Raw genomic sequence first — 13,417 nt, forward strand, 5'->3', positions numbered from 1 at the left:
TCAATAAGATCAAACGCTTCCGCAGGATCGCATTGCGTTGCGAGAAATCCGTCAGCTCATTCAAAGCCTTCGTTGATCTCGCATGCGCAATGGCTTGGATCAGCTAAATGCAGACGCCGCCTAGCGCGTACGGCCGAGTTCGAGCAGCCGGCGTGTATTATTGTGTTCGAAGCCCATGACGGCGAGCGCGACATTTTGGAACGTGACCGTGATCTCGATGAGTCTCATGTCCATGCACCGTCATCGCGCCCGGCATGGTGGACACGCCTTTCTTTTCAGAGCCCAAGCCGGACAAGCTGAAAGCCGAGGATGTGGCACAGGCGGTGATGTTCGCGCTGCAGCAGCCGGAGCGTGCGAACGTGCCGGAGCTGACGGTGATGCCGACCGGGTGAGGTGCAGCGCAAGGCTTTCCCGGATCGTCAAGAGCGCGAGCTCGGAATGGGCAAGCTTGGTTCCCTGTCCGATTGTTCGGTCTGCTTGCGTCGATCGGCACGGCCGTGTTTTGATCAGGGGGACAGCAGAGCGAACGGGAAACATGTGCACCATGCGCCTCGGCAATCTTCAGCTTCTCCCGGCTCAGGAGAACCTTGAGAAGGGGGCGATCTCGTTCGAAGCCCGGATCACCGGTCGGAGTGATGCCTACAGGTAGCGACAATTGATCTCCGACAAGCCTGACCTCTGGACGGTGGCTCGGCCTCCCGAATTCGTGCAGGACAGGGAGCGCCTCATTCGGGAAAAACTGTCAGCGAAAACTCATCAGGAGACGGTTGAATGACGCGCGACGAACTGAGACAGGCTTGTCTGGCACGGCTTGATGAACGCGCCGAGGAACACCCGTGCGGACACCAAGGAAAGCTCGCGGCGCGATACGTGCTGCATGGACGGACGGCAGGTGCCGTCGAGCTGATGTTTGAGAAAGGACCACGTTCGGCCCCCAACCTTTGGGTCGCCGAATGGTTCGTGGACCACCTTGTCGCCGAAGGATCACTGGAATTTCGCCATGCTCCGTCTTCCGCGGTTTTTGCGACTCGGGGCGCGAATGGTAAGCGGCAATACGGGCGCCATTCGGCACTGAAGGTTATGAATCAACTCTCTGATGCCGACCTGGTCTGTTTCCGGATCAACACCCTTGGTGACCTGGACCGCATCCTCGATCATCTGTCGATGCGAGGCACCTCATCGGCGTGAGCGAAGGGTGATCGTCGTCCGGTCGCCGAAGCTCGAATCCGACGGCCGCGGTCATCCTGATCGCGCAGAGACACCACGGGCACCGCGAAGAGCCGGCCCCGGCGCGGGACTTCCGCCCTCACGGCGAACAGCGGCATCTGTGAGCGCACAACGCGCTCGGCGAATCCTCTCTCCAACCAAAGATCGCTCCATCGCAGTCTGTGGCTCTCTCAGCGGCGCACAGAGGCAATCTGTCTGTGCCTTGTGGTGCGCGGGGCGGCGCAAGCAGCGACCGGACATGCAGGCGCCAGTCGATCCACGGACGCAGCGTGCGTGCCGTGCTGACCCCGAAGGATAGGCTTCGGGACTCTCGGAAACCAGCGCAGTGCAAGATCGGGTATTGACAGTGACCGTAACTGTGACTAAGTTGCGGTCACGTTATTGAATCAGGGAGTTCACAGGATGGCCTTGTCACCTGCCGAAAGAAAACGCCGCCAGCGCGAGCGTGAAAAACGCGAGGCGGAAGCGAAACGGCATCATGGCGGCGATTCCGCCGCGGACCTATACCTGACACCGTTCTCGGACTGGTCGGAGCGCACGGGGGCCCTGGACGACCTCTTCCAGTATACGTCGATGGCGGGCTTCGAGCTGCCTCCGTTCGATGACGAACGCGATCCCGAGGAGTTTGTCATCGACCGGGAGGCGTTCGGCAATGTCGATCTCTTCGGTGATGCGAAAGGCGCGCTGGGGCGCGCGGAAGCGACGATCGGCCTGCTGATAGATGCGACACTGCTGCTTGCGGAAGCGGTCAACCGCTACAAGCGCGAGGAACTCCGGTCACGGCTGTCCGAGCTCGAGCAGCCCGGCACGATGGATCGTTCAGCCGCGATCCGGGAGGCCGTCAGGCTCAGCAAGATGCTCGATCAGCTCGACAAGCATGTCCGACGAGACCTGCCACAGTGGAAGATCACCGAGGTGTAGACCCCGGGCTTTTCCTGCGGAGGTCGTCCGCGCGATCTCCGGGGCATCTCCGGGTGGAAAGCGACACGGGCGTAACGAAAGGAGGATCACCAGAACACAAACCACGACACCACGAAAAAAACGGCGCAGCAGAGGTAGCCGCCTCCACTGCGCCCATCGAAGCCCCAAACTTGCTGAGAAAGGGATTCTGCTATGAAGCATACACCTACCCGCCGCGGCGGATCAACTGCCATGTCTCCCGAGCATGGCCACAACACCGAGACCGGTATCGCACCCCATGCCGGGCGCCGCACGGATGCAGGCCGTAATATAGATCCGCGGCTCGCGGACCTGGTCGCGCGTATCCGGGACAAGAGAGGGTCGCGGACGCCTGAGCCCCATGAAAGGCACCGGGCGCATCCTCAGGCACCTCTTTACCCCAGGATGCTGCCGCCATTCCCGCCGGTGACACGGTTGTTGCGCCTGCCGCGGGACGAGCAGGCGCGCCGCCTCGAGAAACGCGCCACGGAATTGCTCCTCGAGATCGAGGGCCTGCGGACCGGAGTCTACGTCGCACCGCCGGGCAAGTCGCGAGCGCGGATGCTCGAAAACGCGCGGCGCCGCGTCCGCCGGTTGCGCAATACCGCAATGCAGCTCGGCTTCTGGACCAATGGCCGCTGGGATGCGGGTGACGAAGAGACCCACGTGGTCTGATCGCCTGCGCGCAGACACTGAAATTCACAAAAGACAACCCGGAATCCGGGAACGGAGAAGATATGCCCAATACTGCCAACACGACCAACGATCACCTTCGCCAGCTACAGACACTTCACCCGTCAGCTGCACGCGGCCGACGGCAGTCATAACAGACGCCGCCGTCTTCAATTCACATCAATCAACGCACACCGTCGAGAGAACTCGGCGGACAGCACTCAACTTTGAAAGGAGAACTGACATGTCCCACAAATTTTCATCAGAGCAGGCCAAGGCGCTGTATGCCGTCGCAGACTGGCTCAAGTACGACACCGAGGAGGACCCCATCTTCCGGCTCTTCGGCTATGCCGGCACCGGTAAGACCACCCTTGCAAAGCACATCGCCGATGGTGTCGAGGGTGACGTGCACTATGCCGCGTTCAGCGGCAAGGCTGCATCGGTGATGCAGAAGAATGGCTGTGTCGGTGCGCGCACCATCCATCGGCTGATCTATAGGCCGAGGACGATGCCCGACGGTCGCGTCACCCATAGCCTCAACCCCCGCAGCCCGGCCGCCGATGCCGCGCTGATCATCCTGGACGAGTGCTCCATGGTCAACGCGGACCTCGCCCGGGATCTGATGTCCTTCGGAACTCCCATCCTGGTGCTCGGAGACCCGGCCCAGTTGCCGCCGGTCAATGGCGCGGGGTATTTCACGGAAACCAGGCCGGACGTGATGCTCACCAAGATTCATCGCCAGGCGCTTGAAAGCCCGATCCTGCGCCTGGCCACCGAGGTTCGCAAGGGACGGATGCCCGAACCGGGCGACCACGGTGCCTGTCGTGTCATTACGATCGACGAGTGTGACATGGCGGACATCATCGCGGCTGACCAGGTGCTGGCGGGGTGCAACGAGCTGGTCGGCGAGCTCAATCGCCAGATCCGCCGCGAACTTGGATACACGAGCGATCTGCCCGGGCTCGGTGATCGCCTCCTGTGCTTGAAGAACAACTACGATATCGACCTGTTCAACGGCGAAACCGTCCGTGTCACCAGCGAGCCGGAATACGCGAGCAGTTCCGAGTTCGTTTCGATGATGGTCAAGCGTGACAGTTTCGAAGACGCGGAAGATGTCGAGATCAGCGTTCACCGCAAGTTCTTCACGAATGAGCAGAACAGCCTCGACTGGGAGGTGCGGCGCGAGTCCCACGAGTTCGGATACGGATACGCGATGACCGTTCACAAGGCGCAGGGCAGCCAGTGGGACAATGTCTTGATCTTCGATGAAAGCGAGGTCTTCCGGGAAAATGCACAGGCCTGGCTCTACACGGCGATCACGCGGGCCAGCGAGAAGCTGACCCTCGTCATCTGAAGGGCCGGCACCGCCTGCCCCCTTCGCGCCTGCCTTCGGGCGGGCGCGTTCCTGCCCGCAAGCGCATCAAGGCGGGCAAATCGGCTGCGCCCGCTGCTGCATCTTTCGCCCACGAATCCTCACGCATGGCGCGTTCTGGCGCACAGTGCAGACCGGTTTGGCGAAAGACGCGCCGAACCGATAGGCGATCTCCTCGTTCAGCTCCGGCCCGAGACGACCTCGGATGTCATAGGCCTTGAAGCAGCCCAGCTCAGTCGCGGGCATAGACGTCCTCGTAGCGGATGATGTCGTCCTCACCCAGATAGCTGCCGGTCTGAACTTCGATCAGGACCATTGGCACCTTTCCGGGGTTCTCCATGCGATGCACGGCTCCGAGCGGGATGTAGACGGACTGATTTTCGCTGATGAGCCTGACCTCGTCATCGACGGTAACCTTGGCCGTGCCCTCGACAACGATCCAGTGTTCCGAGCGGTGATGATGGCTTTGCAAAGAGAGCGCCGCTCCCGGGTGCACGTGGATGCGTTTGACCTGGAAACGGCCGCCCACGACCAGGCTTTCGTACCAGCCCCAGGGGCGGTAGTCGCGCGGCAACGTTTCCGCCTGGGCAGCAGCTTGCGTCTTTAGGGAGGCGACGGCCAGCTTTACATCCTGTGCACGGTCCTTGTGGGCCACGAGCACGGCATCCGGCATGGCCACCACGATCACGTCGCTGAGGCCAATGCCAACAACAGCCTGCTGACCCTCTTCGGCCCGCAGCAGGCTGTCCCGGCAGTCAATGGCCGTGGCCGGGCCAGAGGTGACAACGCCGCTCTCGTCCGGGCCGCTTTCGCGCCAGACCGCATCCCAACCGCCCAGATCCGACCATGCGCCGCCATAGGGCACGACCGTCAGATTGTCGGCCTTTTCCATCACCGCGTAATCCACCGAGATGTCATCGCAGTCCGCCCAGGGCCCCGGCGCCAGGCGCAGGAACCCAAGGTCTTTCTCTGCGGCCTCGACCGCCTCCCTGACAAGGCGGAGCATCTCGGGCTGATATGCCTCGAAAGCAGCGAGGATGGCCTCCGTTGAAAACAGGAAAATGCCCGCGTTCCAGAGGTGCATGCCCCCGTCGAGCATATCTTGCGCAGTGGTGGCGTCAGGCTTTTCGACGAAGCTCTTGAGCGGCTGCGCCACGGGGATGCACTCTGCATCCGGCTTTTCGCTGAGCGCAAGCCAGCCATAGCCTGTCTCGGCCCGGTCGGGGCGGATACCGAATATGACCAGCTGTCCAGCCTCTGCCGCCGGGATGGCCGCCTGCACGGTGGCCCGGAACGTATCCGCGTCCGGAATGACGTGGTTTGACGGTGCCACCAACATGAGCGCGCCGGGCGCGCGGGCCTGCAGTTCCAGCGCCCCGGCAAGGATCGCGGGTGCTGTGTTACGCCCGGCAGGCTCGATCAGGGTCGCGGCAGCGACGATTTCGATGCCGGCCAGCTGTTCGGTCACGATGAACCGATAATCGGCCCCGGTAATGACCAACGGTGCGGCGAAGCCCGGCCCCAACAGCCGCAGGGCCGAAGCCTGAAAGAGGCTTTCTTCACCGGTCAGCTTGGTGAACTGCTTTGGATAGCTCTTGCGCGACAGCGGCCAGAGCCGCCGCAGAGCATGAGGGGATGAATCATCGCCATGAAGGACTTCCGCGTCTAAGCTTGAATATAAGCAACTATTTCCATGGGCCAGCGTTTAATCGCCGGCCCACTTGCACCGTTTGTAAATGACAGCGGCGCCATGCGCGGCAAGCGCGCGATCAATGGCCGGCGACGTCCGCGGCGACATGTCATATTCCAGGCCGCCCTCGTCGCCAGCCACCACAACCCGGTCCTGAAGGCTTTTGCACACTGCCTTCGCGCGGCCGGAAAACCGCACAATGTGGTCATCACTGCCGTTGCACGAAAGCTCGTCACAATCGTTAACACTCTCTGCGAATCTCGCCAGAAATGGTCCATTAGCCCGTCTGAGAAATACAGTTGCAGTCGACTTTTTGGAGCAGGAACACTCTGGGCTACCAGCTGTGACGGTTACGCTTCGAACTTCCGGTCGTAGTAGATGGGTTGTGATTTATGAGAGCGTTTGCGCAGGACACGGAGCAGGCTCGACAGCACCAGGTAGTAGAAGATCATGATGGGCAGCGGCCCGATGACGCCGTTGATGACAAATTTGTTGGGGGACGCGCTTGCCAGCTGCAGGGCCATCATGATGAAGGGCAACATTACAAATTCCTGCGCCCGGACCGCCCGAAGCGCGCGCGACGCTGTGATTCCCAGTAGCCAACCGAACAGGAAACAGCCGATGATCACACCGGTCCATCCGAATTGCCAATAAAGGTCGCCATAGATCGACAAGCCTAAGAAACTCTGGCCCTGATCGTTCCCGCTTAAGAGTCGGTAAAAGTTGAGGCCCGGACCATAGAGAATTGGCTTCTCCGGCCAGATTGCCCTAGGTATAAAATACATCCAGGCCGTGTGCAGCGTCTGGTTGCTGAAGCCCCGGTCATAAAGGTTCATGGCTTGGGCCTGGGAGCCCGAGAAATTCAGCCGTGTCCACCAGCCCTGGCGCTCTTCGCCCGCCCCCTCTATTTCACGCTCCGACCCGGAGAGTAGATATCCACCAAGGATTTCCATCCGCTCGCCGTATCCGGCCAGGTTAATGTTTCCTCCGTTGCGTTCGGCGATGACGGTGCGCCCGTGGTGGACCCAAGGCTGCAAGACCGCATAAATGATTGCAATCAGGATCAGGTGTCGGATCAGCTTGCCCGTGCGGCGGCTTCCGAGAAAATAGCCGATGCTCGGAAGAAGAACGGCGAGGATAACCTCCAATTTGCTGAGGGCCAGCAGGGAGATGAAAACATGTAGTGGCAGTCCCGCCCAGATCAGAATCTTTCCGAGACGATTCCCGCGACCGGCGCAGTAAGCGATGACGGCGAAACCCAGATCTGTCAGGTTGCCCACAGCTGTAAGGACGCCTGCAACCGTGAGGTCGAGCATCCCCCATTGTGCCGGTTTCAATAGCAAATATTTGAAGCTGGCCCCCAGGACAAGGAAGGCCATACCCAGTTTCATCGGATCGAAGACCGGCCCCGCGGCTTGTCGGGCCGCGGACAAGATCCAGACGCGGGGCCGGACAATCATGTGCAGGTTCAGCCCCAGCAGGACCATGAAAATGCCCGTGACGCTGAGCTTGTGGGCGCGGAACAGCTCGACTTCGGTGATGCTCAGGTAATGCGAAGACATGATCGCGCGGGTGATCTCGTTGCCGAAAATTTCGACCAACGGGCCGAGGCCGTAAAAGACGGCGCTGTTGACCGGGTACCAGACCAGACCCGTCCAGATGGCGGCGGGCATGATGCGCATTGTTCGCCACGCCAGATATAACAGCACGGACATAAAGTAGATCGGCAGGAGTGCGTTGAGGCTGTCGACAACATTCCGAGACAGCCACTCGGGCTGCAGCAGCCAGTACGTCATGAGAAGAGGGACCAGCGCGTAGAGCGTATTGAGATAGTTTCTGGAAACGCGCAGCAGTTCCTTTTTGGGGGGCGGTGTGGACGGAAGCTGGCTCATGGCGCTACTCAATTCTGGGTCGAGACGGGATGCTTCACAACTGTGTTCCGTTTAAAGGGCGTTTGGAAATGCTCTCGAGGCAAGCAGGGAGGTGCAGCTCTCTGGAAAAAATGGGCCAAGAAGAAAATAATATCTTATGGTTCTAAAAGGTTACGTCCAATGATTGTGGTGTCGATTTTCAACCGCGTCGAAATCCAAAAAACAAGGATGAAATGGTACAGGACTTGGGTTAAGGCCGTCGCGATTGCGGCACCTAACGCGCCATACAACTGCACCAGAAGCAAGTTCATGAGGCCGTTGACCAAGGCAGAAAGCCACACGAACCGGGCAGTTGTCCGTTCGTGCCCTGTCATGTTCAGGAGATTGCCGACTGGGCCCATCGCACTGCTGACAAGACTGCCGCCACACAGGATCAGAGCGATTGGCCAGACAGCCGCATAGTCCTCCCCCAAAAGCGCTGCGATGATCTGATCTCCAAATAGAAGGATAACAAGAAAGAGTACAAGGGCTGTTGCGGTTGAAATACGGGCGGCACTGGTGATCATGCGGCGCAGCCCGGTATGATCATTCTGTCCGTAAAGACGCGCAATCTTGGGAGCGACAATAGAGTTGACGATGGTCCGTCCCAGCATAACGATTCCGACGATTTGCATCGCGATGCCGTAATGGGCAACGTCCTCTGCCGCCGTCAGAAGGCCGACCATGAGGATGTCCAGGCGACTGTTGAGTAGACTTGCCGCGGTGATCAGAGCAAGCGGCACTAGGCTGCTCAGCCACTTGCGGGTCTCGTACCGGGGGCGCGATCGCTGCACGGCAACCCGCTCCCGACAGACCAACAGCCAATAGCCGAAGACTAAGCCCGCCGTGGCCGTGGCCGAGGACACATGTAGCCAGAGCGCCGCCTCAGGGCTGAGGATCCCGCTTACCGCTGCTAGGGAAACCAGCCCGAGCAGGAGCGCCGGCCGGATCAGTCCGTCGCCGAGATTGCCAAAAAAAGGATGCTCGTAACCCTGCACGAGGGCCGAGCCCATCCGCAGGAAGGCCAGCGCCAGAACCAGCGGCAGTGCAAGGACATGGATCGACATGGTGCCTTCGCCTCCTTCCCAAAGCAGCAGAAAGGCGGCGGCCAGGCCAGTCACGACAAGGAATGTCGCCAGGATGAATCCCGCGCTCCAGCGCAGGATGCCTGCGAGGCCCTCGGCGTCGCCACTGCTGCGGGTGGTGGCCACTTCGCGCACCACCAGCGTCGGCAGACCAGCTAGGATCGGCATGGCCAGGAACTGTGCGATGGTTAGTGTGAACAGGTATGCGCCATAGGCCTCCGGGGCCAGCCAGCGCGCCAGCAGCACTGAGAGAGCGACCCCGATCAGGATCGAAAGGCCGCGTGTGGCCAGCAATGCAAGGGTGCTGCGCACCAGGCTGCTGGCGCGCAGCCTTTGCATCAGGGAAGGCATCGGGTTCGACACGCGGGGGAACTTTCAAAACGTTAGAGTCATGCCGGGTCGGATTTTTGTAGCACGATCACCACAACTGGATCGTAGTGGATGCCGCTTGCATAGGCGAAGCGCAGCAGGCCGCTGATCGCCTTCTGCATCAGGCGCCTGGCGCTACGTTTGATCCAGACCGGAGAAAATGGCTTACCGCGATAGATATGGCTGCCTGCGTAGCGTGTTAGATCGAAAGGCCGCCGCGTGATCATAAGCCTGATGACGGATGCCGACAATTCCGACCGATGGGTCGGGTCTCCTGCTTGGGGGGCGAGGCCGAAGGGGCTTTGCGCGTTGGGAAAGCGCAAAAGCAGATTGCCCCCAGGTTTCAGCATCGTGGCGCAGGCATCAAGGTACGCCCCGACGGTCTCGAGATCGAGATGTTCGAAGACGTCGAATGCAAGGATCGTGTCGAACCGCCGCTCATGGGCCTCGGCCACCGAGGGGAGGTCCGAGGGCAAAACGTCCAACCCGCGCGCCCGCGCGGCAGAACAGGAGCGATCGCTAATCTCGGTCACGCTTACCCGGGCGCCGCGTTCCTCCATCCAGGCAACGCAGCTGCCCGCGCCAAAACCTATTTCCAGAACATCTGCTCCACTGATCTTTATGTCTGCCAGTTCCGCCGCAAAATATCCCGCGTGGTCGGGCGAGTAGTCAAACATCTCACCCCAAGACTTCCAGTCCTGATAATGCATATAAAGATCTGTCTTGTCGCTCATCTGTCTGCTCCGCTATTCGAGTCTTGCGTGCGCAATTCGTGGAATTTGGCAATGATCACGCGCGCCCGATCATCCGTTGAATAGCCCGAGTCAAGACAGCGCTGGCGTCCAGCCGCGGCGATGGCGCGGCGTTCGTCATCATGGGCGAGGTAGTAATGAATCTTGTCGATCATCTCGTCGTGATCCGAGAACAACACACATTCTGTGCAGTCCTCGAAGTGCTCTGCCGCCTCGTCGGTGCGCTCGTGCAGCATGAAGCCGCCGGCTCCGGGGATCTCGAAGGTCCGCGCCGTCAACACGTCGGGTCTGGCGCCATCACTGCTACCTTCGAACATAAGGCCGAGGTTGATTTTTGACAGGCTGATCGCCTTGGCGTACTCTAAACCTAAGACCGGAGAGCCACGGTAGGCTTGCGCCACGGCACCGCCCTGCTCGCGCCATGTCGGGGGCCCCCAGATTGCGATGTCGAGTTCACCAGCGCGCTGCAGTAGTTCCTCCATCGCGGCACGCTTCTTTTTCGAGATGCTGCCGATGAAGGAGACATCGCAGCCGTAGTCGGCGATATCACGCGCCGAGGCTTCGATCGGCCTGTGGGTCTCTGGGTCGAAGCCGTGGGGTAGGAAGCTCACCCGGTGGTAGCCGTGGCTGGCGCGCAGTCCCTCGACGTGGTCAAGCTTAGTCGAAAAGAACCAATCATATTCGGGGATCGCGTCCCAAAGTTGGGGAGACTGGGCGCGAAATCCGGTGTCGGGGTAAAACTGGATGCAGATCGTGCCCATGTCGCGGACTGCCCGCAGGGTTTCGGCCTTGACCAGCGCGCCCTTGAAGACGAACAGCAGATCCGGCCGCAGCATCCGCGCCTCGCGCAGAAGCGCCTGGTTGTAGTCCTCCACGATCCGCTCGCGCAGAACTCGGCGGACCAAGCGCAACGGCCAACTGCGCCAGGAGGGCAGGAATTCCTGTTCGCTGACGGCGCGCACCGAATGGCCCATGCGGCGAAACGCGCGCACGAAGGCATAGTCGTTCGCTCCCTGCCACAGGGCCGAAATCGCGAGAATGCGCAGTGAGGATGCGTCCTGATCTCCGATCATAAATTACCACCGTTCATTAATTGATCTTTTTAATTTCTAGAGGCAACCTAATTCGCAAGATGCGTCAAAGCATCCCGTACACCTGATACCGATCTATTCATATCGTTCAGAGAATAAGCTTTGTATGAAAGTTCCGACATGTGAGAGCGAAGTTCGGGTGACTTTATCATACTAAGCAACGCGTCTGCGGCAGCCACCGTGTCTTCGATCGGGTAAGTCAACACGTTTTCTCCAGGGCGTGCGACGCCAGTCGGACCAAGGGCACCCATACCTTCTGGAAGTACGAGCGGCAAACCCATACAGCATGCTTCCGGCACTACCAGTCCGAAGGCCTCGATGTTGCACGCGTGAAATAAAATATCGGACGCTGCATAGAACTCGGGCAGCCTGTCAACATTGACAAAGCCTGTCCACGTTATTGGCAATGCTTCATTTTGTGTAATAGCCTCGAATTCAGCTCGGGCAGGACCGTCTCCCACCATTAGAAATTGGGCTCTATAAGCGTCTGAGTTCCTAGAAATTTTTCTAGCCACCTCCACTACATCCTGTGGGCGCTTGTAGTCGATTATTTTACCAATTGTTGCGATAACTATCGCGTCTTCGGGTATCCCAAGAAAGGATCGGAGTCTTTTTCGAAGTTGTTTTCTTTGTTTTCGAACTCTAAAATATTGACCTTCATCAATTGGAAAGGGAACTCGAAACAATTTATTCTCGTGAACGCCATAATGACGATAATATCTTTCGTTTTCATCACTTATGGCTAAAAAAGCGGAGACTCGTGAGAACAACAATCGTAATACAACTTCCTTCGATAGCTGCCTTAAAAACGATCGGGGGTTGTGCAAATTGCTATCGCCGAAAAGGAGCGAGGCTACATCGTGCACGCGCGCCCATTTAAGAGCACGGCGCATAGTATGGTGTCCATATCCGTGTACTATTACAGCATCTGGTGCGAGTTCGTTCAGCTTGGTGGTCACTGACGGATTGTCAACTTGGCGCGGTCCGGTCGAGGTGATGCTGTCAGCCTCCGGAAGGAAGACGTGGTCGTAACCGCCCAGCAGGTCCATTTTCCAGGCGATGGTGGTGTTCATCCCCTTGTCGAAATAAGGCTCGACCCCGATGCGCGAACAGAAGATCACCGTCAGGTCGATGGCCTCCTCCTGCGCCAGGGCACGGTAGAACGGGACGAAATGCTGGATCGGATGCGAGACGACGATCGCCAGCTTCTTGCGTCCGTGCGACATCACCGATCTCCCGTGCAGCGATCGAGGATTCCCGTCAGTCGCTTGCTGAACGCCGAGAACCGGAACTGGCTCTGCCAGCGGGCGTGGCCGGCGGTGCCCAGGGCCCGCGCGTGGTAGGGGTCCGACAGGAGCTGTACGATGCGTGCGGCCAGCGCCTCGCAATCGTTCAGGTCGATGTTGTAACCGGTCTCGCCGTCGAGATTGACCTCTTGGCCTGCGTCATGAATCGAGGCGATCACCGGCAGCCCGTGGCGCATGGCTTCAATATAGACAAGGCCGAAGCCCTCCTTCCAGCTGGGCTGGACAAAGGCATGCGCGCGCGCCCAGAGCCCGGGCATGTCCTCTTCGGGCACGAAGCCCAGAACCCTGATCCGGTCGCGGGCGGGCGATTTCGCCACCGTTTCGCGTAGCAGGTCGAGCCCGTCGCCCCCGCCCGCCAGCAGCAGTTCGGCCTCGGGAATTTCTGCGGTCACGCGCTCCCAGGCGGCGATCACCTCGGCGTGGCCCTTGCGGAAATTGTCCTTGTCCGACCGCCCGATCAGCAGTGCTGTGGGCGGTCCATCGAATTGCGGCATCCGCGCGGGCGGAGTATCATCTTCGGTAGCCAGACGACACACATGGACATTCTCCAGCGAGAAATGCATTGCTTGGAACCGGTCGAGGGTAAATTGCGAATTGCTCAGCACGAGATCGGCGCCGCGCAGCGCCCAGGCACGGTCGGGCGAGAGGCTGTCCCAGACCTCGACGCCGTGGATCCAGACGCCGTAGGGCCGCCTGAGGCCCGGCAGCCGCGGATGCGCCCGAGCCGGGCCCACGGCGTCGTAGAGAAACCAGTCATGGGTCAGGGCCGCGGCATGACAGGCCGCGGCAAAGCGTACCTTGCTGCCTGCGAAGGCGCCGGCGCGCTGTTCGGAAATGTCGGTGGGGGCCGCGTCGGCGAGGGCGAAGATATCCGTACGGGCCCCGGCCTCGATCAGGGTGCGTGCGGTCATGCGCGCCACGCGGGCGATGCCGCCGCGGCCCGCTTCAAGCACCGCCGCCCCGATCTGCCAGCGTTGCTGTCTCCAGTCGGTCATCGCGATAT

11 protein-coding genes and 2 pseudogenes are annotated in these 13,417 nt (G+C 60.1%); 6 read left to right on the top strand and 7 right to left on the bottom strand.

Translation table 11 applies throughout. The features are described from left to right. The 6 genes and pseudogenes from DQW77_RS18645 to DQW77_RS16065 form a co-directional block, all read left to right on the top strand. Positions 1-107: pseudogene (locus DQW77_RS18645) on the top strand (IS5/IS1182 family transposase); the annotation flags it as partial. Between the two features lie 126 nt (positions 108-233). Then, a pseudogene (locus DQW77_RS16045) lies at positions 234-392 on the top strand (short-chain dehydrogenase); the annotation flags it as partial. 379 nt (positions 393-771) lie between these two features. Further along, a complete protein-coding gene (locus tag DQW77_RS16050; protein ID WP_113259235.1) occupies positions 772-1,188 on the top strand; it encodes a hypothetical protein in 417 nt (138 codons plus the stop codon). A gap of 441 nt (positions 1,189-1,629) precedes the next feature. Continuing rightward, positions 1,630-2,148: a hypothetical protein gene (locus DQW77_RS16055; protein WP_113259236.1), complete on the top strand. Its 519-nt coding sequence runs from the start codon at positions 1,630-1,632 to the stop codon at positions 2,146-2,148. Between the two features lie 192 nt (positions 2,149-2,340). Beyond that, positions 2,341-2,841 carry a hypothetical protein gene (locus DQW77_RS16060; RefSeq protein WP_147094998.1) on the top strand — a complete coding sequence of 167 codons (501 nt, stop codon included), beginning with the start codon at positions 2,341-2,343 and terminating at the stop codon, positions 2,839-2,841. 241 nt (positions 2,842-3,082) lie between these two features. Beyond that, positions 3,083-4,192, top strand: coding sequence for an ATP-dependent RecD-like DNA helicase (locus DQW77_RS16065; protein ID WP_113259238.1), 1,110 nt, complete (start codon positions 3,083-3,085; stop codon positions 4,190-4,192). Between the two features lie 250 nt (positions 4,193-4,442). Here DQW77_RS16065 and DQW77_RS16075 read toward each other — a convergent pair whose 3' ends face one another. From DQW77_RS16075 to DQW77_RS16110, 7 genes are all read right to left on the bottom strand, one after another. Beyond that, a complete protein-coding gene (locus DQW77_RS16075; RefSeq protein ID WP_404947943.1) occupies positions 4,443-5,834 on the bottom strand; it encodes a mannose-1-phosphate guanylyltransferase/mannose-6-phosphate isomerase in 1,392 nt (463 codons plus the stop codon). Positions 5,835-6,250: 416 nt separating this feature from the next. Then, complete coding sequence (locus DQW77_RS16085) at positions 6,251-7,792, bottom strand: hypothetical protein (protein WP_113259241.1); 1,542 nt, start codon at positions 7,790-7,792, stop codon at positions 6,251-6,253. A 134-nt stretch (positions 7,793-7,926) separates the two neighbouring features. Continuing rightward, the gene (locus DQW77_RS16090) at positions 7,927-9,258 is read right to left on the bottom strand and encodes a lipopolysaccharide biosynthesis protein (RefSeq protein ID WP_147094999.1); all 1,332 of its coding nucleotides are present in this window, start codon (positions 9,256-9,258) and stop codon (positions 7,927-7,929) included. 26 nt (positions 9,259-9,284) lie between these two features. After that, on the bottom strand, positions 9,285-9,998 hold the full coding sequence (locus DQW77_RS16095; RefSeq protein WP_113259243.1) for a methyltransferase domain-containing protein: 714 nt from the start codon (positions 9,996-9,998) through the stop codon (positions 9,285-9,287). Then, positions 9,995-11,089: a glycosyltransferase gene (locus tag DQW77_RS16100; protein WP_113259244.1), complete on the bottom strand. Its 1,095-nt coding sequence runs from the start codon at positions 11,087-11,089 to the stop codon at positions 9,995-9,997. Before DQW77_RS16100 ends, DQW77_RS16095 begins: the two co-directional genes overlap by 4 nt. A gap of 47 nt (positions 11,090-11,136) precedes the next feature. Further along, positions 11,137-12,333 carry a glycosyltransferase family 4 protein gene (locus DQW77_RS16105; protein WP_113259245.1) on the bottom strand — a complete coding sequence of 399 codons (1,197 nt, stop codon included), beginning with the start codon at positions 12,331-12,333 and terminating at the stop codon, positions 11,137-11,139. Then, positions 12,333-13,409 (bottom strand): glycosyltransferase family 4 protein, encoded by a 1,077-nt coding sequence (locus DQW77_RS16110; RefSeq protein ID WP_113259246.1) that lies wholly within the window; start codon positions 13,407-13,409, stop codon positions 12,333-12,335. The genes DQW77_RS16105 and DQW77_RS16110 overlap by 1 nt, the downstream gene beginning before the upstream one ends. Positions 13,410-13,417 lie beyond the last annotated feature (8 nt).

It is taken from the genome of Roseovarius sp. TE539, assembly GCF_003298505.1.
In the GTDB taxonomy this organism is placed as follows: Bacteria; Pseudomonadota; Alphaproteobacteria; order Rhodobacterales; family Rhodobacteraceae; genus Roseovarius.

What these genes read in the sequence shown, in the direction of transcription:
- DQW77_RS16050 (WP_113259235.1), top strand. Translation starts at nt 772, where the DNA reads ATGACGCGCGACGAACTGAGACAGGCTTGTCTGGCACGGCTTGATGAA.
- DQW77_RS16055 (WP_113259236.1), top strand. Translation starts at nt 1,630, where the DNA reads ATGGCCTTGTCACCTGCCGAAAGAAAACGCCGCCAGCGCGAGCGTGAA.
- DQW77_RS16060 (WP_147094998.1), top strand. Translation starts at nt 2,341, where the DNA reads ATGAAGCATACACCTACCCGCCGCGGCGGATCAACTGCCATGTCTCCC.
- DQW77_RS16065 (WP_113259238.1), top strand. Translation starts at nt 3,083, where the DNA reads ATGTCCCACAAATTTTCATCAGAGCAGGCCAAGGCGCTGTATGCCGTC.
- DQW77_RS16085 (WP_113259241.1), bottom strand. Translation starts at nt 7,792, where the DNA reads ATGAGCCAGCTTCCGTCCACACCGCCCCCCAAAAAGGAACTGCTGCGC.
- DQW77_RS16095 (WP_113259243.1), bottom strand. Translation starts at nt 9,998, where the DNA reads ATGAGCGACAAGACAGATCTTTATATGCATTATCAGGACTGGAAGTCT.
- DQW77_RS16100 (WP_113259244.1), bottom strand. Translation starts at nt 11,089, where the DNA reads ATGATCGGAGATCAGGACGCATCCTCACTGCGCATTCTCGCGATTTCG.
- DQW77_RS16105 (WP_113259245.1), bottom strand. Translation starts at nt 12,333, where the DNA reads ATGTCGCACGGACGCAAGAAGCTGGCGATCGTCGTCTCGCATCCGATC.
- DQW77_RS16110 (WP_113259246.1), bottom strand. Translation starts at nt 13,409, where the DNA reads ATGACCGACTGGAGACAGCAACGCTGGCAGATCGGGGCGGCGGTGCTT.